Below are 20838 nucleotides of genomic sequence, written 5' to 3' on the forward strand. Positions count from 1 at the left end.
ACGGCCCGGTCGGAATCGCCGGCCACGACGGGGCCCGGACCGTCGGGGCGGGATGGTTCACTGGTCCGGTGAAACTGCCGATCCCCTGCCCGATCGAACCGATGCTGGCCAGGCCGGTCACCACACTGCCGGTCGCCGACGGGCTCAGCTACGAGCCCAAGTGGGACGGCTACCGGTGCGTCATCTTCCGCGACGGCACCGAGGTGGAGCTGGCCAGCCGTGGCGGCAAGACCCTCACCAGGTACTTCCCGGAAGTGATCACCCAGGCGCTGGCGCAGTTGCCACCCCGGGTCGTCGTCGACGGTGAGCTGGTCGTGATCCGCCCGGAGGCAGACCGGTCACGGCTGGACTTCGACCTGCTCGGGCAGCGCATCCACCCGGCGGCGTCGCGGGTCCGGCTGCTCGCCGAGCAGACCCCGGCCTCGTTCGTCGCCTTCGACCTGCTCGCCCTCGACGACACGGCCCTGCTCGACGAGCCGTTCCGCATCCGGCGCGAGCGGTTGACCGACGCCCTGGCCACCGTCACCGCCCCCATGCATCTGACGCCGGTCACCACCGACCCGCAGACCGCCCGGCAGTGGTTCGACATCTTCGAGGGCGCCGGCCTCGACGGGGTGATCGCCAAACCGGCCGAGCTGCGGTACGAACCAGGCAAACGGTCGATGTTCAAGGTCAAGCACGGGCGTACCGCCGATGTGGTCGTGGCCGGATTCCGCTGGCACAAGTCCGGCCCGGTGGTGGGTTCACTGCTGCTCGGTCTCTACGACGACACCGGCACGCTGCACCACGTCGGGGTCTGTGCGTCGTTCACCGCGGCCCGGCGGGCCGAGCTGGTCGAGGAGCTGGCACCACTGCGTACCACCGCAGCCGAACACCCGTGGGTCGGCGGTGACGGGACCTCCGGGCAGCGCGTGCCGGGAGCGCCCAGCCGGTGGAGCGGCGGCAAGAACCTCGAATGGCAGCCGCTGCGACCCGAGTGGGTCGCCGAGGTCGCCTACGACGCGATGGAGGGTGACCGGTTCCGGCACACCGCACGGTTCCTGCGCTGGCGCCCGGACCGCGATCCCGCCTCGTGCCGCTACGACCAGCTCGTCCGGCCGGTACGCTTCGACGTCGACCGGGTGCTCGCCGGCGACCCCACCGGTCGACGGTGACCAGGCGCGGCGGCCTCCTGCGCCCGCGACCGCCCTCGCCCCGGCGCGGCCGCCGGCTGACCGTCGCCGCCGCCGTACTGGCCGTGGTCATGGCCGGGCTCACCGGCTGCACCACGAGCGACGGCCCCGGCGCGGCACCGCCGGAGGGGTCGGGCCACCCGGATGCCGGCGCCACGACCGGGCTGCCCTGGCGGCCCTGCCCCGAGGTTGCCGGCCAGTGGTCCGGCGAGGTCGGCGACGACCTGCGCTACGACTGCGCCACGCTCGACGTACCGGTCGACTGGGCCCTCGGCCCGGCCGCCGGAACCCTGCCACTCGCGCTGCTGCGGGTGCGTTCCGCCGCGCAGCGGGACCGGATCGGCACGCTCGTGGTCAACCCCGGTGGCCCGGGCGTCTCCGGGGTCGACGCCGCCGCGCGGCTGGCCCTGGGCGAACGGTCCGGCGGCCTGCCGGACGCGGTGCTGCGCCGCTTCGACGTGGTCGGTTTCGACCCGCGCGGGGTGGCCCGCTCCGCCGGTGTGGACTGTGGGGCCGACGCGGACTGGGACGCTGTCTTCGGTGCCGACCCGGACCCCGACGACGACGCCGCCTTCGCCGCCGCCGCCGAGGTGAACCGGCGGATCGCGGCCGACTGCGCGGCCCGCCACGGCGACCGGCTCGCCGCCTTCTCCACCCATCAGACCGCCCGGGACCTCGATGCGGTCCGGGCCGCTGTCGGCGACGAACGACTCACCTACCTCGGCTACTCGTACGGCAGCCTGCTGGGAGCCACCTACGCCCACCTGTTCCCCGAGCGGGTCCGTGCCCTGGTCCTCGACGGCGCGATCGATCCGCAGCAGGATCCGGTGGCCGGCTCGCTGGGCCAGGCCGCCGGTTTCGAACGTGCCTTCGACGCGTTCGTCCGGTGGTGCGCCGCCACCCCGGCATCCTGCCCGATCAGCACCGACCCCGCCGGCACGCTCGACGACGCCGTCGACCGGGCCAGTACGAAACCGGTGGCGTCGGCCGACGGACGGACGGCGACCCCCGGATGGATCTTCTACGCCGTGGTCGCCTCGCTCTACGACGACAGCGGCTGGCCACGGCTGGCCCGTGCCGTGGCCGCGCTGCGCGACGGCGACCCGGCACCGGTGTTCGCCCTGGCCGACGCCTACACCGGCCGGGACGCCGACGGCGGCTACGACAACCTGTTCGCCGCCAACCTGGCGATCAACTGCGCCGACGCCGAGATGCCGCTGCGCCCGGCGCAGATCCGCGCGCTGCAGCAGCAGTGGCGCCAGGAACACCCCAGGTTCGGCCCGGCGCTGGCGGTCGGCCTGCTGGCCTGCGCGCAGTGGCCGACCGCCGCCGACCCGTATCCGGTCGGCGCGGCGGCCGGTGCCCCACCGATCCTGGTGGTCGGCACCACCGGCGATCCGGCCACCCCGTACGAGCAGGCCCCCCGCCTCGCCGAGCTACTGGGCACCGGAGTGCTGGTGACCTGGGAGGGCGACGGGCACACCGCGTACCCGCACGCACCGTGTGTGGCCGCGGCGGTCGACGCGTACCTGATCGATCTGACCGTGCCCGCCGACGACCTGCGCTGCCCGGCCTGAGCCGGCACCCTGACCGGTTCCGGCACGCCGGACCGGTTTGGGGCCGGGCGGTTCCGCAGGTCAGCCAGGCGTGTCCGGACGGGCCCGCGAGGGCTGCACCCGCCTCGGTTCGCCGGGCATCTTCGGATGATCCGGCGGGTACGGCAGGTCCCCGCCCCGGCCGTCCCGCTCGTCGCGGTCGGCCCACTCCAGCAGCGGGCCGATGTCCCACGGCGTGTCGTCGATGCCGGCGTGTGGGTCGCCCCGCCCGGCCAGCCGGGGCGGCACCGTCCGCAGGTCGAAGTCGTCCGGTTCCACCTCGGTCAACTCGTCCCAGCTCACCGGGGTGGAGACGGTGGCGCGGGCGTTGGCGCGCAGCGAATAGGCGCAGGCGATGGTGCGGTCCCGGGCCATCTGGTTGTAGTCGACGAAGACCTTCTCGCCGCGCTCCTCCTTCCACCACGAGGTGGTGACCAGGTCGGGGCGGCGACGCTGCACCTCGCGGGCGAACGCGATCACCGCCCGGCGTACCTCGGCGAACGACCAGCGGGGCACGATCCGCAGGTAGACGTGCACCCCCCGGCCGCCGGAAGTTTTCGGGTAGCCGACCGCGCCGAGTTCGTCGAGCAGCGCACGCACCTCGCCGGCAGCGGCGACCGCATCGGCGAAGTCGGTGCCCGGCTGCGGGTCCAGGTCGATCCGCAACTCGTCCGGCCGGTCGACGTCGGCGGCGCGCACCGGCCAGGGGTGGAACACCACCGTGCCCATCTGCGCCGCCCAGGCCACATGGGCCAGGTCGGCGGGGCAGAGTTCGTCGGCGGTCCGGCCGCTGGGAAAGGCGATCCGGGCGGTACGCAGCCACGGCGGCACGCCCCGGGCCGGCACCCGCTTCTGGTAGAACATCTCCCCGTCGACGCCGTCCGGGAAGCGTTGCAGCGTCGTCGGGCGGTCCCGCAGCGCCCGCAGGATCCCGTCGCCGACGGCCAGGTAGTAGTCGAACACGTCCTGCTTCGTGTAGCCCGGACCGGGGAAACAGACCCGGTCCGGGCTGCTCAGCCGCACCTGATGGCCCGCCACCTCGACGGTGGTCGCCGACGTCCGGATACTGCGGCTCGTGCCAGCCATACGCCGACAATAGGTCAGCGGACCCGGGTTCGCCGCCCCGACGCGTCGGGGCGGCGTCCGCCGTACCGTTGAGGCATGACCGACGACAAGGTTGACCTGCCCCGCACCGGCGACCGGCCGCGGACCGCCGACCTGCCCCACACCGACGAGCAGTGGCGGGCGAGGTTGAACCCCGAGCAGTTCCGGGTGCTGCGCCAGGCCGGCACCGAACGGCCCTGGTCGGGCGAGTACGTCGAGACCACCACGGTCGGTACGTACCACTGCCGGGCCTGCGACGCGCCGCTGTTCACCAGCGACACCAAGTTCGACTCGCACTGTGGCTGGCCGAGCTTCGACGAGGCACTGCCCGGCGCAGTGCGTTACATCGAGGACCGGTCGCACGGCATGGTGCGCACCGAGGTGCGCTGCGCGACCTGCGATTCGCATCTGGGCCACCGCTTCGACGGCGAGCGGTACACCTCGAAGAACGCCCGGTACTGCATGAACTCGGTGGCGCTACGGCTCGAGCCGGCCTGACCACGGACCCCACGGTCGCCCGGTCACCGACGTACCGCTGGTCGGTCGGTGGTTTTTTTCCGGATTGCACCGCCCCGTTACGGCCGATGACGCACGCTGCGAGGAGGCCGACGTTTGGGGGACATGATGGCGACCTGTGAGGTCTGCGGCAACGACTACTGGATGGCGTTCGACATCCGGACGGTGAGCGGGGACACCTACACCTTCGACTCGTTCGAGTGCGCGATCCAGCTCCTCGCACCGATCTGCGAGCACTGCCAGTGCAAGATCGTCGGGCACGGCGTCGAGGTGTCGGGCCGGTTCTTCTGCTGTGCGCACTGCGCCCGCACCGTGGACCAGGAGACCGGCGCGCAGGTACGCGACGCGGTCGGTAGCCGACCGGGCTGATCGGCGTATCATCGCTCGGCGTGCCCGCCGAACCCGCCCTCACCTCACATGTCGCACATACCGTCGAGCTCGATCCGATCACCCTCTACCAACTGCTGAAACTCCGGGTCGACGTCTTCGTCGTGGAGCAGGAGTGCGCGTACCCGGAGCTGGACGGGCGCGACCTTGAGCCGCAGACCCGGCAGCTGTGGCTGGCCCGGGCCGGAGCGCTGGTCGCCTGCCTGCGCCTGCTGACCGAACCGGACACGGACCAGGCCGGACCAGACACGGACCAGGCCGGACCAGACACGGACCAGGCCGGACCAGACACGGACCAGGCCGGCGGTGGCCGGGTTCGTCGGATCGGCCGGGTGGCGGTGGCCGCGCACGAACGCGGCCGAGGCCATGCCGACCGGCTGCTCGACGCCGCCCTGGCGATCGCCGGTGACCAGCCGTGTGTCCTCGACGCCCAGGCCCACCTGACGGCCCTCTACGCCCGGCACGGATTCGTCGTCGCCGGCCCGGAGTACGTCGAGGACGGAATTCCGCACGTGCCGATGCGTCGGCCACCCGGGGTCCACGGCGGGACGCGGCACGCGAAGTGACGCCCGCCCCGCGGTACGCCGAGTGGCCGGCGGCCGAGTGGACGATACCGTCCACCGCGGCCGCCGGCCCCCTGCTCGGCAGCACCGGACCCGAGGGTCAGTGGTGCCGCTCGCCGGAGTTGCGCCACGCGCTACCGGCCTTGGCCAGACCACGGCTCACGATGTAACCGATGGTCAGCAGGGCCACATACCACCAGGCGGTGCTGGCGGGGAAGGGGTCCCCGACGCCGGCCGTGCCCTGCACGCCGTCGATGTCGGCGTTGACGACCTGGGAAGCCAGCAGAACGCCGACCACGGCGATCAGGTAGACGTAGAACTCCGTACTCCTGAATGCCGACTTGGTCTCGGTGCCCGGTGCCATCGCCGGCCGCATCCCGGCATTCATGTCGCCCATCCGGGTGGCGGTGGCGGACTGCTGGTCCATCATCGGCCGGTTCATAGCGGTGTCGCGGGTCGGAGCTTGCGTACTCATCGTGCCCTCCTCCGGATCAGATGAGTGGTTCTCCGGTCCGGTCGGTACGGCCCGGTCGGCCGAACCAACCTCGGGGGGCACGTTCCTGGTACCCACCGTCGCCCGGCCACCAACCCGATCAGGGCAGGTTGTTCACCAGATCGGCGACCGGGCGCCGCCGGCCGGTGAAGAACGGCACCTCCTCGCGGACGTGCCGGCGGGCCGACGAGGCGCGCAGGTCCCGCATCAGGTCGACGATCCGGTGCAGTTCGTCGGCTTCGAAGGCGAGCAGCCACTCGTAGTCCCCAAGCGCGAAGGACGCAACCGTGTTGGCCCGTACGTCCGGATAAGGGCGGGCCATCTGGCCGTGTTCGGCCAGCATCGCCCGACGCTCGGCGTCCGGCAGCAGGTACCACTCGTACGACCGGACGAACGGGTAGACGCAGATGTACGGCCGGGGCTCCTCGCCGGCCAGGAACGCCGGCACATGGCTCTTGTTGAACTCGGCCGGCCGGTGCAGCGCCATCTGGGACCAGACCGGGACGAGATGGCGACCCAGCGCGGTGCGGCGCAGGCGCCCGTACGCGTCCTGCAGGTCGTCGCTGTCGGCGGCGTGCCACCAGATCATGATGTCGGCGTCGGCGCGCAGCCCGGCGACGTCGTAGGTACCGCGTACCGTGACGCCCTTGGCAGTCAGCTCGTCGATCAGCGACTCGACCTCACCGATCAGCCCGTCGCGCAACGCCGGCAACCGCTCGGCGACCCGGAACACCGACCACATCGTGTACTGGATCGTCGCGTTCAGCTCCCGCAGCCGCGCCGCGTTGCTCTGCTCGCCGCTCATCGGCGTACTCCCTCCAGGGTGGTGACAATCTCGTCGGCGGCGTTCTCGCCGGACCGTACGCACACCGGGATGCCGATCCCGTCGAAGGCCGCACCGGCCAGCGCAAGCCCCCGCTGGGTGCCGCGCAGCGACCGCCGGGCCGCCGCGACCCGGCCCAGGTGCCCCGGCGGGTACTGCGGCAACGCGCCGCCCCAGCGCTGCACGTGCGACTGCGCGACGGCCGGCAGCCGCGCCCCGGTCAACCGGCCCAGCTCGGCGTGCGCGGTGGCGACCAGTTCGTCGTCGTCGCGCTGCAGCAACTGCTCGTCGCCGTGGCGGCCGACGGAGGCCCGCACCACGGCGAGCCCGTCCGTACGACGCAGGTGGGCCCATTTGGTGCTGAAGAACGTGGCCGCCTTCGTCGTGGTGCCTTCGGTCGCCGGCACCAGGAAACCGGACAACTCCGGCAGGTCAGGGGCGGGCAGCGCCAGGGTGACCAGGGCGATGCTGGCGTAGTCCAGGGCGCCGACACCGACGGCCGCGGCCGCGTCGACCGCCGCGAGCAACCGGGCGGCCGGCCGGGCCGGCACGGCGAGCACGACGGCGTCGGCGTCGATCCGCTCGGCACCCCGGGTCGGTCCGACCACCAGCCGCCACCCCGTCGACGTAGCCGCCAGCTCCCGCACCGTGGCACCGGTGCGCAGCGTGACGTCGACCGGGCCGCCGCCGGCGGTCGCCGCCTGCGCCACGGCGGTCACCAGCCGGCTCAGTCCACCGTCGATGCTGGCGAAGACCGGTGCACCGGCGGCGGGCGGTCGGGCCGCCAGGGCCGCCCGGACCGCCGCGCGCAGGGTGTGCTCCCGGCGGGCGGCGGCGGCCAGCCCGGGGATCGTGGTGGCCAGCGACAACGTGTCGGCGCGGCCGGCGTACACCCCGCCGAGCATCGGATCGACGAGCCGTTCGACGACGTCGTCACCGAGCCGACGACGGACCAGTTCCCCTACCGCGACGTCGGCGTCGGGGCCGAGCAACGGCCGGCCGTCGTCGGGGTCGAGGTTCTCGTCGGCGCGGGCCACCGCCGCGATGGCGGCAAGATCTCCGGGTACGCCGATCAGCGTCCCGCCCGGCAGCGGCCGCAGCTGCCCACCGATGGCCAGGGCGGCCTGGCCGACCGCCGGATGCACCAACTGGTCACCGAGGCCGACCCGGCGGGCCAGGGCCAGTGCCGCAGAGTCCCCACCGGCGGGATCGCGCATCAGGAACGCCTCAGCCCCGCGCTCCACCGGCAGCCCGGCGAACTGCCCGGTACGCAGCTTGCCGCCCAGCTCACCGGACTGTTCGAAGAGCGTGATCCTGGTGCCGGCCGGGCAGCGCTCGCGCAGCCGCACCACTGCGGCCAGCCCGGCGATCCCGCCACCCACCACGGCTATCCGCCACGGTTGCTGCATACCGCCACCTTGCCACCCCGGGCCGGCGGGGTCGCCGGCCGCCTTGCCGTGTTGTGACCTGTCGCGCCGCGCTCAGCGGGCCGACACGGTGTGGACCAGCTCGACCACCCGGGTCAGCACCTCGGGGTCGGTTTCCGGCAGTACGCCGTGGCCGAGGTTGAACACGTGGCCGGGCGCGGCGAGGCCTTCGGCCAGCACCCGCCGGACCTCGGTCTCGATCACCTGCCACGGTGCCAGCAGCAGGCACGGGTCGAGGTTGCCCTGGACCGACTTTCCTGGGCCGACGCGTACCGTCGCGGCGTCCAGTGGGGTACGCCAGTCGACGCCGACGACGTCGGCACCGGCCTCGGCCATGGCACCGAGCAGTTCGGCGGTGCCGACCCCGAAGTGGATCCGGGGTACCCCGGCGTCGGCGAGGGAGTGCAGCACGGTCACCGAGTGCGGCAGGACGTAGCGGCGGTAGTCGGCCTCGGACAGCGCGCCGGCCCACGAGTCGAACAGTTGCACCGCCGACGCTCCGGCGGCGACCTGCACCCGCAGGAACTCGACGGTGATCTCGGCGAGCCGCGCGCAGAGCGCGTGCCAGGTCTCCGGGTCTGCGTACATCAGCGCCTTGGTGCGGGCGTGGGTCCGCGACGGTCCGCCCTCGACGAGGTAGCTCGCCAGGGTGAACGGCGCACCGGCGAAGCCGATCAGGGGGGTGGCGCCGAGTTCGGCGACGAGCAGCCGGACGGCCTCGTCGACGAAGCCGACGTCGTCGAGGCTGATCCGACGCAGCCGGCCCACGTCGCCGGCGCTGCGGACCGGGTGGGCGATGACCGGTCCGGTGCCGGCCACGATGTCCAGCTCGACGCCGGCCGCCGCCACCGGTACGACGATGTCGCTGAACAGGATCGCGGCATCCACGCCGTGCCGGCGTACCGGCTGCAGGGTGATCTCGGCGACCATGTCCGGTTGCCGGCAGGCCTGCAGCATGCCGGTCCCGCTGCGCAGTTCGCGGTACTCCGGCAGCGACCGGCCGGCCTGGCGCATGAACCACACCGGTGTGTGCGGTACGGGTTCGCCCCGGCAGGCCCGGACGAAGGCGGAGTCGGCCGGGGTGGCGGACGCGGCGTGTGGGGCGGTGTCGCCCGGTGTCGTCGTGGTCATCGGAGTCCTTCCGTGGATACTTCGGCCTTCAGGCCGGAGAGGAAACGGAACCCCTGCGGAGCAGGGCAGGGATAGCAGGTCCGCCGCCGGGGCGGATCGGCGTCCGCCCACACGCCACCGGAAGGCTCACCGGTCGGATTGTTAGACTGTGGACTGTGTCCAGGACCGTGAAGCGGGCGTTCAGGTACCGCTTCTACCCGACCTCCGAGCAGGCGGGCGAGCTTGCCCGGACGTTCGGTTGTGTCCGGCTGGTCTACAACATGGCACTGGCCGCCCGCACGCAGGCGTGGACCCGACGCCGGGAACGGGTCACCTACCACGCCACGTCGGCGATGCTGACCGGGTGGAAGAAGACCGACGAGTTCGCGTTCCTCACCGACGTCTCCTGCGTCCCTCTGCAGCAGGCGCTGCGGCACCTGCAGACTGCGTTCACTAACTTCTGGGCGAAACGGGCCCGGTACCCGACCTTCAAGTCGAGGAAGAAGTCGCGGCGGTCGGCAGAGTACACCGCCAGCGCGTTCCGCTGGCGCGACGGCCGGCTCACCCTGGCGAAGATGTCCGAACCGTTGGACATCGTGTGGTCGCGTCCGCTGCCGGAGGGTGTGGCGCCGTCGACGGTGACGGTGTCGCAGGACGCGGCGGGCCGCTGGTTCGTGTCCCTGCTCTGCGACGACCGGATCGAGCCGGCCCCGGCCTCCACTGCTGTGGTGGGGGTCGACGCCGGGCTCGACAGCCTGTTCACTCTGTCGACCGGGGAGAAGATCCCCAACCCGGGGCACGAACGCCGCGACCGCGCTCGGCTGGCCCGCGCCCAGCGCAACCTGGCGCGCAAGGCCCGAGGTTCGGCGAACCGGGCCAAGGCCCGACTCGTGGTGGCCCGGGTTCATGCCCGGATCGCCGACCGCCGCCGTGACCACCTGCACAAGTTGACCACTCGGCTCGTTCGTGAAAACCAAACGATCGTGATCGAGGACCTGACCGTCCGCAACATGATGGCCAACCACAGCCTGGCCCGCGCCATCTCGGACGCGGGCTGGCGGCAGTTCCGCACCATGTTGGGGTACAAGGCGGACTGGTTCGGCCGGGACCTGGTGGTCGTGGACCGCTGGTTCCCGTCGACCCGGCTGTGCTCCGCCTGTGGTGCTCTGGCTGACCGGATGCCGTTGCAGGTGCGGTCGTGGACCTGCCGGTGCGGGCAGGCCCACGACCGGGACGTGAACGCGGCCCGCAACATTCTCGCGGAGGGGCTCTCCGTGACTGCCTGTGGAGGCGGTGTAAGACCTCACCGGGAGTCCTCCTCTCGGACGGGGCGGTCGTCGGTGAAACAGGAAACCCCGAGGGTGACCAAGGGAATCCCCGTCCGTTAGCTTCAGGGCGGGGAGGAAGTCAACGGCGCCATCGTGCCACGACTGCCTGGGCGATCAGCGGCGACGCCGACGATCGGGCGTGGCACCGGCCCGGTACCGGCGCGCCGGGCCCCATCCGGCGTGGGATTCGGCCTAGGCTGCGGTCATGGCCCCCCTTACCGCGTTGCCCGAGGCGTTCGGCCGCGCCGTCGCCGGACTGCGCGCGGCCGCTCCGCGTCAGGAGATCCAGGTCGAGGAGGTCGGTGCGCCGCAACGGCTGGCACCGTACGCGTTCGCGATGAGCGCCACGGTGCTGCGGTCGGCCGAGGAGGTCGCCACCGGTCGGCTGGTCCTGCTGCACGATCCGGCCGGGCACGACGCCTGGCAGGGGACGCTGCGCCTGGTGACCTACGTCACCGCCGACCTGGAGGTGGACCTGGTCGCCGATCCGCTGTTGCCGACGGTCGGATGGACCTGGCTGACCGACGGTCTGGACGCGCACGGGGCGACGTACACCGCGCTGGGCGGCACCGTGACCCAGACCTGCTCGACCCGTTTCGGTGAGCTCGCCGGTCAACCGGCCGGCGGCGACATCGAGATCCGGGCCTCCTGGACCCCGCTCACCACCGCCCTCGACGCGCATCTGCTGGCCTGGTGCGACCTGCTGGCGTCCACCGCCGGGCTGCCGCCGCCGGGGGTGACGGTGCTGCCGGGCCGGTGGCCGGCCGGCGCTACCTGACCGGCCCGGCCGCACCACGTACCGGACCGACTGGGCGGGCCCGGTCAGCACAGGTCGAACGCCTCGCAGGCTGTCTGGATCGGCACCGCCAGTCCGATCCCTTCAGCGTCCCGGGCCTTCGCGGTGGCGATGCCAACGACCTGCTTGCTGCTGTTGATCACCGGGCCACCCGAGTTGCCGGGGTTGATCGGCGCGTCGAACTGGATGACCGGCCCCGAGCCGTCGTCGACCTCCCGGTAGGCGCTGACCACTCCGATGGTGACGCTGTCGGCGAGCCCGAGCGGGGCACCCACCACGACGATCTGCTGACCGGAGCGGACCGGCTCGACCGCCGCTTCGAGCCCGGCGTACGACTCGGTGGTGCGCAGCTGGGCGACGTCGATCTCGTCGTCCACGGCGACGATCGCCGCCTCGATCCGCTGCCCGTCGCGTTCCAGGAAGACCCGGCGGTTGCCGGCCAGGTAGCTCGACTCGACGACGTGGTAGTTGGTCAGCAGGTCGGTGCCGTCCGGCCCGCCCGGACCCACCGCGAAGGCGGTTCCGGTGAACCGACCGGCGGCGACCCGGAACACGCTGGGCAGCGCCGACTCGGCGATCGCCTCGGGGTTGAAGGCCGCACCGACCGCGCGCTCCAACTCGGCGGTACGGGACTCCACCAGGTCGAACCGCTCGGCGTCGGCGCCCTGGGCCTGGGCCAGCCGCTGGTCGGCGTCGGCGAGCCGACCGGTCAGCTGGTGGATCTGGTAGCCCTGGAATCCGACGGCCCCGGCCAGCGCCAGCGTCAGCAGCAGCGCGGTGCCGCCCAGCCAGTTGCGTCGGGGTGGTGCGACCCGGCGCAGCTGGTCCGCCGGCGGGGCCCACGAACCGGGTTTGTCGCTGCCCGCCGAGGTGAACTCGCTCGGGGCCGGGGCGGCGAAGGTGACCGGTGCGGTCGACGGGGCTGCTGCGGTGGACGGGGCTGCTGCGGTGGACGGATCCGGGGCGACGGGGGGCGGGCCGGTGTGCCACGGCAGCGGACCGGCCCGTGACGGCAGCGGGGTGCTGCCTGACCGACCCGTCAGCGGCTCCCCCGGCGCGAACGCCGGCGGCGTGGCAGGTGCGGCGTGCCGCGGGCCGGGCAGCGGCGCGTTCGTCGACTCCGGTCGGGGCAGTTGCGAGGTTGTCGGCTCCGGATTCGTCGACTCCGGACCAGGCGCGAAGGGCGCGTCGTACCCACTGGTCATCCTTGGCAGCCTCTCCTCCACTGCGGCAGCCGGCCCACCTGCCGCCCGAAGCGGCGATACGACCGTACCGGGCAGTACGGTGTTTGTCGTCACCTCGCACGCCGAGATCACTGATTGCCCGGTCCGGCCGACGGGGATGGCGCTGCCGGTGACGTGCACGGGTGGTGGGCCGACGCGCCGGGCGGACCTGGCGACGTCGGCGGCAGGCCGGGCACTAGGGTTGTCAGGTGACCGACGAATCCCCCCTGCGCCGTCGGACCGCGCAACGCCCAGCAGGGAGCGAGCCGCACCACCCGCTGGAGCGACCGGCGGCGTCCGAGGTCGCAGGGGCTCCTACCGCCCCGGCCGACGGGCCCGTACCGCTGACCGCTCCCCGCGACGGCACTCCCGCACCGGTGGCCACCGTCGACGCCCTCGCCGAGGTCGTGGACCGCTTCGCCGCCGGCACCGGGCCGGTCGCCGTCGACGCCGAACGCGCGTCCGGATACCGCTACAGCCAACGGGCCTACCTGGTGCAGCTGCGCCGGGCCGGGGCCGGTACGGCGCTGATCGACCCGCTGCCGTTACCGGACCTGGCCGCCCTGGACGCGGCCATCGCCGACACCGAGTGGGTGCTGCACGCCGCCAGCCAGGACCTGCCCTGCCTGGCCGACCTCGGGCTACGGCCGCGCCGGTTGTTCGACACCGAGCTGGCCGCCCGGCTCGCCGGCTTCGAACGGGTCGGTCTGGCGGCGTTGACCGAAGCCCTCCTCGGGTTCTCGCTGGAGAAGCACCATTCCGCCGCCGACTGGTCGACCCGGCCGCTGCCGGAGTCCTGGCTGACCTACGCGGCGCTGGACGTCGAACTGCTCACCGACCTGCGCGACGTCCTCGCGACGGAGCTGCGGCGACAGGGCAAGTGGGACTGGGCCGCCGAGGAGTTCGCGGCACTGGTCACCTGGGGCAGCCAGCCGCCGAAGGTGCGGGCCGAACCGTGGCGGCGGACTTCCGGTATCCACCGGGTCCGCGGTGCGCGGGCCCAGGCACGGGTACGGGCCCTGTGGTACGCCCGGGACGAGATCGCCGCCCGCCGTGACTCGGCGCCGGGCCGGGTGCTGCCGGACGCGGCGATCGTCGCGGCCGCCGAACTGGATCCCAGGGACGAACGGGCGCTGCTGGCGCTGTCCGGTTTCAACGGCCGGTCGGTCCGCCGCCTGGCCCGCATCTGGCTGGACGCGTTGGCCACCGCCCGGGAGCTACCCGACGACGCGCTGCCGGTGACCCCGGTGCTGGACGGGCCGCCGCCCCCGCACCGCTGGGCAGAGCGCGACCCGGTGGCGGCGGCCCGGCTGGCGCGCTGCCGGGAGGTCGTGGTGCGGACGGCGACGGCGCACACGCTGCCGCCGGAGAACCTGATCGCCCCGGATTCGATCCGCCGGCTGGCCTGGACCCCGCCGGAGGATCTCGACGAGGAGTCGGTGGCTGCGACGTTGCGGGGGTTCGGTGCCCGCGCCTGGCAGGTGTCACTGATCGTGGCCGAGCTGACCACGGCGCTGCGTGCACCACAGGGGTGATCCGACGGTAACGGGCGACCCGGTTGGTAGGTGACCGGCACCCCGTCGGGTGCCGGTCACCCCGGTCGGCCGGCACCGTGCAGGTCGGCCGGGCGCCGGCACCGTGCAGGTCAGCTACCGAGCACCTCGTCGCGCTTGGCCGACCAGGCAAGCGAGTGTCGGATTCCGTCGGCGATCGACAGCTCCGGCTTCCAGTCCAGCAGCTGCCGGGCACGCACGCTGCGGGTGTAGGAGCCGGCGGCGTCTCCCGGCCGAGGGCCGGTGACGTCGACCCGCAACGGCCGGTCCACCACCGAGCGGAACGCCTCGACGAATTCGCGGACCGTGGTGCCGTCGCCGGTGCCGAGGTTGAGCACGTCGTAGCGCTGGTCGGCACCGGGCGGCAGGATCTCGTCGAACCGGTTCAGCGCCTGGACGTGGGCCCGGGCGAGGTCCCAGACGTGGATGTAGTCGCGGATGCCCGAGCCGTCGCGGGTGGGCCAGTCCACGCCGGTGATGCTGAACTCGGCGCCGGTCTCGACCGCGGTGATCAGCCGTCCCAACACGTGCGTGGGCTGCCGGATCTGCAGCCCGGTCCGCAGCTGCGGGTCCGCGCCGATCGGGTTGAAGTAGCGCAGCGACAGTGCCCGCAGCGGCAGCGCGGCGGCGCAGTCGGCCAGCAACATCTCCATCACGGCCTTGGTCCGGGCGTACGGGCTGGTGGGCTCCAGCGCGGAGGACTCGTCGACGGAGAAGTCCTCGCCGGGCCGGTAGATCGACGCCGACGAGCTGAACAGGTACCGCTGGGCACCGTTGCGGACCACGTGCTCGATGAAGTCGATCGACTTGGCGACGTTCTCGCGGTAGTAGCGCAGCGGCTCGGCGACCGACTCGGGGACCACGATGAGCGCGGCGGCGTGCACGACGGCGTCGATGTCCGGGTGGTCGGCGAAGATCCGGTCGACCAGCGCCCCGTCGGCGATGTCGCCCTGGTAGAAGATCCGGTCGCGGGTGAACTCGATGCGCCCGGTGACCAGGTTGTCCAGCAGTACGGGCACGTGGCCCTCGTCCAGGCAGGCGGAAGCGATCGTGGAGCCGATGAAGCCCGCGCCCCCCGCGATCAGAACCTTCACCGCGCGTCTCCTCCGTGTCGATCGGGCCGGTCGGCGGTCCGCCCCGGCAACCGGTTCGCGCCGATCGGGGCGCGCTGTCCGGTTGGGCCCGTGCGAGTGGCAACAGGCTACCCGAGCCGGTTCGGGCCACACCTGGAGCACCCGGTGTGGCCCGGACCACACCGGGCCGCCCCACGTGCGATAGTTACCGACAAGTAGCATTGGGGTCTGCCCCGCGTACCCGGCCCGCCAAGGAGGCCCATCGTGCCGCGTGAAGTCCGGGATGTCGTCTTCGTCGACGGCGTCCGCACCCCGTTCGGCAAGGCCGGCGGGATGTACGCCCACACCCGCGCCGACGACCTCGTCATCCGCTGCATCCGCGAGCTGCTGCGGCGCAATCCGCAACTTCCCCCCGACCGGGTCGAGGAGGTCGCGATCGCCGCCACCACCCAGACCGGCGACCAGGGACTGACCATCGGCCGCACCGCCGCTCTGCTCGCCGGGCTGCCCAAGACCGTGCCCGGCTTCGCCATCGACCGGATGTGCGCCGGCGCGATGACCGCGGTCACCTCGGTGGCCGGCGGCATCGCCATGGGTGCCTACGACATCGCCGTCGCCGGTGGGGTCGAACACATGGGCCGCCACCCGATGGGTGAAGGGGTCGACCCGAACCCGCGCATCCTCGCCGAGAAGCTGGTCGACCCGTCCGCCCTGGTGATGGGGGCCACCGCAGAGAACCTGCACGACCGCCTGCCCGGCATCACCAGGGCCCGCACCGACGCGTACGCGCTGGCCTCACAGATAAAGACCGCCAAGGCGTACGCCAACGGCAAGCTGCAGCCCGACCTGGTCCCGGTCGCGATCCGCGACCCGGAGACCGGCTGGGGCCTGGCCACCGTCGACGAGGCCCCCCGGGAGACCTCGCTGGAGAAGCTGGCCACCCTCAAGACGCCGTTCCGGCCGCACGGTCGGGTCACCGCGGGCAACGCCGCCGGGCTCAACGACGGGGCCACCGCCAGCGTGATCGCCGCCGAGGACGTCGCCCGCGAGCTGGGTCTGCCGATCGCGATGCGGCTGGTTTCGTACGGCTTCGTCGGCGTCGAGCCGGAGGTGATGGGCGTCGGGCCGATCCCGTCGACGGAGAAGGCGCTGCGACTGGCCGGGCTGAGCATCGACGACATCGGCCTGTTCGAGCTCAACGAGGCCTTCGCCATCCAGGTGCTGGCCCTCCTCGACCACTTCGGCATCGCCGACGACGACCCCCGGGTCAACCCGTGGGGCGGCGCCATCGCGATCGGGCACCCGCTGGCGTCGTCCGGCGTACGGCTGATGACCCAGCTGGCCCGGCAGTTCGCCGAGCACCCCGAGGTGCGCTACGGCATCACCGCGATGTGCATCGGCATCGGCATGGGCGGCACGGTCATCTGGGAGAACCCGGCCTGGACCGGTTCGGCGCAGCAACAGGAGGGCGGCAACTGATGACGGCGTTGGAGAACCCCCAGGAGCTGGTCACCAAGGCCCTGGTACGCCAGGTGAACGTGCCCGGCCTGGACCGACCGGCCGCGCTGATCACCCTGGACAACGGCCTGGACCACCGCAAGCCCAACACCTTCGGGCCGGCCGGACTGGCCAGCCTGGACGCGGCGATCACCGAGGCGCTGGCCGGCGAACCCGCCTTCGTCGCGGTCACCGGCAAGCCGTACATCTTCTGTGTCGGTGCCGACCTGACCGCCATGCCGATGGTCACCAGCCGCGACCAGGGCCTGCAGATCGGCCGCCTCGGCCACCAGGTCTTCGCCCGGCTGCGCGACAGCGCGGTGCCGACCTTCGCCTTCGTCAACGGCGCCGCCATGGGCGGCGGCCTGGAGCTGGCCCTGCACTGCCACTACCGGACGCTGTCCGGCGGCGCCGCCGCGCTGGCGCTGCCGGAGGTCTCCCTCGGGCTGATCCCCGGCTGGGGCGGCACCCAGCTGCTGCCGAACCTGATCGGCATCCCGGCCGCCGCGCAGGTGATCATCCAGAACCCGCTGATGCAGAACAAGATGCTCAAGCCGAAGCAGGCCGCCGACATGGGCATCGCCGACATTCTGCTGGAACCGGCGGACTTTCTGGAGCGCTCGTTGGAGTGGGCGGCCGCCGTGGTCCGCGACGAGGTCACCGTCACCCGCCCGGAGATCGACCGGGAGATGTGGGACGGCGTGCTCTACTTCGCCCGCCACCAACTGGACCAACGACTGCACGGTGCCGTGCCGGCCGCGTACCGGGCCCTTGACCTGCTCGCCCTGGCCAAGGAGACCCCGTTCGCCGAGGGCACCGCCGCCGAGGACGAGGCCCTGGCCGACCTGATCGTCTCCCCGGAGCTGCGCAGCGGGCTGTACGCCTTCGACCTGGTACAGCGACGCGCGAAGCGCCCGGCCGGGGCGCCGTCGGCGGAGCTGGCCCGACCGGTGACCAAGGTCGGCATCGTCGGTGCCGGCCTGATGGCCTCCCAACTGGCGCTGCTGTTCGCCCGGCGGCTGCAGGTGCCGGTCGTCCTCACCGACCTCGACCAGTCCCGGGTCGACGCCGGCGTGGGCTACGTGCACGCCGAGATCGAAAAGCAGGTCGGCAAGGGGCGGATGGACACCGGCACCGCCGCCAAGCTGCTGGCACTGGTCAGTGGCTCGGTCGACAAGGCCGCCTTCGCCGACGCCGACTTCGTCATCGAGGCGGTCTTCGAGGACCTCAAGGTCAAGAAGCAGGTGTGGGCCGAGGTGGAGGCGATCGTCTCGCCGGAGACGATCCTGGCGACCAACACCTCGTCGCTGTCGGTCTCCGAGATGGCCGCCGAGCTGACCCACCCCGAGCGGGTCGTCGGCTTCCACTTCTTCAACCCGGTCGCTGTCCTGCCGCTGCTGGAGATCGTCCGGGGCGAGCGGACCGACGACGCCACCCTCGCCACCGCGTTCGCCGTCGGCAAGCAGCTGCGCAAGTCCTGCGTGCTGGTCAGCGACGCGCCCGCGTTCGTGGTCAACCGGTTGCTCACCCGCTTCCTCGGGGAGATCTTCGCCGCCGTCGACGCCGGCACCCCGCCGGACGTCGCCGACAGCGCGCTGGACCCGCTCGGGCTGCCGATGCGGCCGCTGGCCCTGCTGCAACTGGTCGGCCCGCCGGTCGCCCACCACGTCGCCGGTACGCTGCACGCCGCGTACCCGGACCGGTTCGCGGTCAGCGACAACCTGCGGCGGATCGCCGAGTCCGGGCTGCCACTGATGGTCGACGACGAGATCAACCCGGCGATCGCCGAGCTGTTGGTGATCGGGTCGCAGCCGCTGGACGCCGAGGCCGTCCGGCAACGGGCGCTGGACGCGCTGGCGCAGGAGGTCCGGCTGATGCTCGACGAGGGCGTCGTCGCCGCACCACACGACATCGACCTGTGCCTGCTGCTCGGCGCGGGATGGCCGTTCCACCTCGGCGGCATCACCCCGTACCTGGACCGCACCGGCACCGCCGAACGGGTCACCGGCCGCCGGTTCCTGCCGGCCGGAGTGGCCAGCCTGCCGGCCTGAGCCCAACCGCCGTACGGCGCGGGCCACACCCGGCCCGCCGCCGTGCCGCCGCACCGTCGGCGCGACCACCCGTCGCGCCGGCGGTGCGACGATCAGTACGGGGCACCGGTCAGCCGGCGCGTACCGCCCGTGGACCGGCGGCGTCACCCGGCACGCCCGTGCCGCCCGACATTTCGTCGGCGGCCGGCAGGGTCACCGTGACCTCCAGGCCGCCGCCGGGCTGGGCCACCGCCGACACCGTGCCGCCGTGTGCGGCGGCCACCGCCCGGACGATCGACAGCCCGAGCCCGGAGCCGCGGGCACCGGTCCGCTCCCGACCACCGCGCCGGAACGGCTCGAACAGGCCCGGCACGTCAGTCTGGTCCACCTCGAACCCGGTGTTGCCGACCAGTAGGTACACGTGCGGTCCGTGGCTGCCGGTGCGGGCCCACAGCCGCCCGTGCAGGTGGTTGTAGCGGACCGCGTTCTCGATGAGGTTGCCGGCCAGCCGCTCCAGCAGGCTCGGGTCCCCGACGACCACCGCCGGGTCCAGCGCCGTCCGCACGTCCAGCTTGAGCCGGCGGGTCTCCACCTGCATGGCCGACAACGCCGCGCAGACCCCGTCTGACAGGTCCGCCGGCACCTTACGGACCAGCCGCCCGCCGGACTGCGCCTCGCTGCTGGCCAGCACCAGCAACGCGTCGACCAGTCCGTTGGCCCGTTCGGAGGCGTCGCGCACCACCGTGGCCATCCGCCGGTACTCGGCCACGTCCGCGGTGTCGTCGGCCATCGTCACGTCCACCTCGGTACGCATCACGGCCAACGGTGTCCGCAGCTCGTGGGAGGCGTTGGCGACGAACCGCTTCTGCGCCTCGAACGCCGCGCTGAGCCGGTCCAGCATGTCGTCGAAGGTCGCCGCCAGCTCCGCCACCTCGTCACCGGCACCGGCGTAGCGGATCCGCTGGTCCAGCGTCTGCTCACCGAGCCGGCGGGCCGTCGAGGTCACCTGTTGCAGCGGACGCAACGCCCGGCCGACCACGGCGTACGCGCCGAGCACCCCGACCGCGCTGATCGCGACGAGGGCGACCAGTGCCTTGGCCAGCAGTTCCCGGGACGCCTGGTCGGCGATCTGGTCCTGCCAGGCGGCGGCGTCGAGCTCCCGTCCGTCGGTGAGCACCACCACCGTGCCCGGGGCGAGGTGCTCGGCCGGACGCAGGGCGTCGGTCACCAGCAGCCAGGAGAGCAGCACGAAGGCCGACAGCGCGCCGACCAGCAGCACCCCGTTGAACAGGGTGAGCCGCAGCCGCAGCGTCGGCCGGGGCGAACGCAGCCCGACGCGCAACTGCCGCCACCGGGGATGCTCCACGCCCGCCCGGTCGGGCGGGCTCACCGGTGCACCTCCGCACCGGCCGGGGCGTCCACGCCGGTGACCCGGTAGCCGGCGCCGACCACCGTTTCGATCAGCGGCGGATCACCGAGCTTGCGGCGCAGCGTCATCACCGTCACCCGTACAGTCGTGGTGAACGGGTCGGTGTTGGCGTCCCAGACCCGCTCCAGCAGTTCCTCGCTGGAGACCACCGCGCCGCGTGCCTTGACCAGCTCCTCCAGGACACCGAACTCCTTGCGGGTCAGGTCGACCGGCGTACCGTCACGGGTGGCGACCCGCCGGGCCGGGTCCACCGTCAGGTTGCCGACGGCCAGCACCGGCGGAGCCGGCGGGGTGGCCCGCCGGCCGAGGGCCTGCACCCGGGCGACGAGTTCGGTGAAGGCGAACGGCTTCGGCAGGTAGTCGTCGGCGCCAAGTTGCAGCCCTTCGACCCGGTCGGCGACGGCGCCACTGGCGGTCAGCATCAGCACCCGGGTGAGCGCCCCGGAACTGACCAGGTCGGCGCAGATCTGGTCACCGTGTACGCCGGGCAGGTCCCGGTCGAGCACCACCACGTCGTATCGGGTCACGAAGGCCATCTCGTGGCCGACGGTGCCGTCGTAGGCGACGTCGACAGCCATCCCCTGCCGCCGCAACCCACGCACGATCGCGTCGGCGAGGTGCCGTTCGTCCTCGACCACCAGCACCCGCACGACCGCCTCCTGTCACCGTCGGTTCCCACCCTGCGTGCCAGGGTGTTAAGCCTGCGTGAAACCGCAGGG

At 72.8% G+C, this 20838-nt stretch carries 19 protein-coding genes; 10 read left to right on the forward strand and 9 right to left on the reverse strand.

Features of this window, described 5'->3' with window-relative positions; translation table 11 throughout:
* Nucleotides 1-68: 68 nt before the first annotated feature.
* Together O7608_RS25570 and O7608_RS25575 are read left to right on the forward strand one after the other, a co-directional pair.
* A complete protein-coding gene (locus O7608_RS25570; protein WP_289207002.1) occupies nt 69-1154 on the forward strand; it encodes an ATP-dependent DNA ligase in 1086 nt (361 codons plus the stop codon).
* Between the two features lie 89 nt (nt 1155-1243).
* Nucleotides 1244-2749 (forward strand): alpha/beta hydrolase, encoded by a 1506-nt coding sequence (locus tag O7608_RS25575; RefSeq protein ID WP_289211025.1) that lies wholly within the window; start codon nt 1244-1246, stop codon nt 2747-2749.
* Between the two features lie 60 nt (nt 2750-2809).
* Here O7608_RS25575 and ligD read toward each other — a convergent pair whose 3' ends face one another.
* Complete coding sequence (gene ligD / locus O7608_RS25580) at nt 2810-3853, reverse strand: non-homologous end-joining DNA ligase (RefSeq protein WP_289207003.1); 1044 nt, start codon at nt 3851-3853, stop codon at nt 2810-2812.
* Nucleotides 3854-3928: 75 nt separating this feature from the next.
* Here ligD and msrB point away from each other — a divergent pair, with 75 nt between their 5' ends.
* The 3 genes from msrB to O7608_RS25595 all read left to right on the forward strand — a co-directional run bounded on the left by msrB (nt 3929) and on the right by O7608_RS25595 (nt 5340).
* Nucleotides 3929-4369: a peptide-methionine (R)-S-oxide reductase MsrB gene (msrB, locus tag O7608_RS25585; RefSeq protein WP_289207004.1), complete on the forward strand. Its 441-nt coding sequence runs from the start codon at nt 3929-3931 to the stop codon at nt 4367-4369.
* 126 nt (nt 4370-4495) lie between these two features.
* Nucleotides 4496-4756, forward strand: coding sequence for a metallothionein (locus tag O7608_RS25590; protein ID WP_289211026.1), 261 nt, complete (start codon nt 4496-4498; stop codon nt 4754-4756).
* Between the two features lie 77 nt (nt 4757-4833).
* The gene (locus O7608_RS25595) at nt 4834-5340 is read left to right on the forward strand and encodes a GNAT family N-acetyltransferase (RefSeq protein WP_289211027.1); all 507 of its coding nucleotides are present in this window, start codon (nt 4834-4836) and stop codon (nt 5338-5340) included.
* A 97-nt stretch (nt 5341-5437) separates the two neighbouring features.
* On the opposite strand, the gene O7608_RS25600 is transcribed toward O7608_RS25595, so the two are convergent.
* From O7608_RS25600 to hemE, 4 genes are all read right to left on the reverse strand, one after another.
* Nucleotides 5438-5812, reverse strand: a complete 375-nt coding sequence (locus O7608_RS25600) for a hypothetical protein (protein WP_289207005.1) — start codon at nt 5810-5812, stop codon at nt 5438-5440.
* A 118-nt stretch (nt 5813-5930) separates the two neighbouring features.
* Entirely contained in the window at nt 5931-6635 is a 705-nt protein-coding gene (gene hemQ / locus O7608_RS25605) for a hydrogen peroxide-dependent heme synthase (protein WP_282226433.1), read from the reverse strand.
* Nucleotides 6632-8062: a protoporphyrinogen oxidase gene (gene hemG / locus O7608_RS25610; RefSeq protein ID WP_289207006.1), complete on the reverse strand. Its 1431-nt coding sequence runs from the start codon at nt 8060-8062 to the stop codon at nt 6632-6634. Before hemG ends, hemQ begins: the two co-directional genes overlap by 4 nt.
* Before the next feature lie 72 nt (nt 8063-8134).
* Nucleotides 8135-9211, reverse strand: coding sequence for a uroporphyrinogen decarboxylase (gene hemE, locus O7608_RS25615; RefSeq protein ID WP_289207007.1), 1077 nt, complete (start codon nt 9209-9211; stop codon nt 8135-8137).
* Nucleotides 9212-9366: 155 nt separating this feature from the next.
* On the opposite strand from hemE, the gene O7608_RS25620 reads away from it, so the two are divergent.
* Both O7608_RS25620 and O7608_RS25625 read left to right on the forward strand, forming a co-directional pair.
* Complete coding sequence (locus O7608_RS25620) at nt 9367-10578, forward strand: RNA-guided endonuclease InsQ/TnpB family protein (RefSeq protein ID WP_289207008.1); 1212 nt, start codon at nt 9367-9369, stop codon at nt 10576-10578.
* 145 nt (nt 10579-10723) lie between these two features.
* Nucleotides 10724-11296 (forward strand): DUF3000 domain-containing protein, encoded by a 573-nt coding sequence (locus O7608_RS25625; protein WP_289207009.1) that lies wholly within the window; start codon nt 10724-10726, stop codon nt 11294-11296.
* 44 nt (nt 11297-11340) lie between these two features.
* On the opposite strand, the gene O7608_RS25630 is transcribed toward O7608_RS25625, so the two are convergent.
* Nucleotides 11341-12519 carry a S1C family serine protease gene (locus tag O7608_RS25630; RefSeq protein ID WP_289207010.1) on the reverse strand — a complete coding sequence of 393 codons (1179 nt, stop codon included), beginning with the start codon at nt 12517-12519 and terminating at the stop codon, nt 11341-11343.
* Between the two features lie 227 nt (nt 12520-12746).
* Here O7608_RS25630 and O7608_RS25635 point away from each other — a divergent pair, with 227 nt between their 5' ends.
* Nucleotides 12747-14072 carry an HRDC domain-containing protein gene (locus O7608_RS25635; RefSeq protein ID WP_421357150.1) on the forward strand — a complete coding sequence of 442 codons (1326 nt, stop codon included), beginning with the start codon at nt 12747-12749 and terminating at the stop codon, nt 14070-14072.
* 110 nt (nt 14073-14182) lie between these two features.
* Here the strand turns inward: O7608_RS25635 and galE are convergent, their stop codons facing one another.
* Nucleotides 14183-15184: a UDP-glucose 4-epimerase GalE gene (galE, locus tag O7608_RS25640; protein ID WP_289207011.1), complete on the reverse strand. Its 1002-nt coding sequence runs from the start codon at nt 15182-15184 to the stop codon at nt 14183-14185.
* 243 nt (nt 15185-15427) lie between these two features.
* Here galE and O7608_RS25645 point away from each other — a divergent pair, with 243 nt between their 5' ends.
* Both O7608_RS25645 and O7608_RS25650 read left to right on the forward strand, forming a co-directional pair.
* Nucleotides 15428-16642 (forward strand): thiolase family protein, encoded by a 1215-nt coding sequence (locus O7608_RS25645; RefSeq protein WP_289207012.1) that lies wholly within the window; start codon nt 15428-15430, stop codon nt 16640-16642.
* A complete protein-coding gene (locus O7608_RS25650) occupies nt 16642-18711 on the forward strand; it encodes a 3-hydroxyacyl-CoA dehydrogenase NAD-binding domain-containing protein (RefSeq protein WP_289207013.1) in 2070 nt (689 codons plus the stop codon). The genes O7608_RS25645 and O7608_RS25650 overlap by 1 nt, the downstream gene beginning before the upstream one ends.
* A 109-nt stretch (nt 18712-18820) precedes the next feature.
* On the opposite strand, the gene O7608_RS25655 is transcribed toward O7608_RS25650, so the two are convergent.
* Together O7608_RS25655 and O7608_RS25660 are read right to left on the reverse strand one after the other, a co-directional pair.
* Nucleotides 18821-20020: a sensor histidine kinase gene (locus O7608_RS25655; RefSeq protein ID WP_289211029.1), complete on the reverse strand. Its 1200-nt coding sequence runs from the start codon at nt 20018-20020 to the stop codon at nt 18821-18823.
* 56 nt (nt 20021-20076) lie between these two features.
* Nucleotides 20077-20769, reverse strand: a complete 693-nt coding sequence (locus O7608_RS25660; protein WP_289207014.1) for a response regulator transcription factor — start codon at nt 20767-20769, stop codon at nt 20077-20079.
* Nucleotides 20770-20838: the final 69 nt, after the last annotated feature.

The sequence above is a fragment of the Solwaraspora sp. WMMA2056 genome, from assembly GCF_030345095.1.
Taxonomy (GTDB): domain Bacteria; phylum Actinomycetota; class Actinomycetes; order Mycobacteriales; family Micromonosporaceae; genus Micromonospora_E.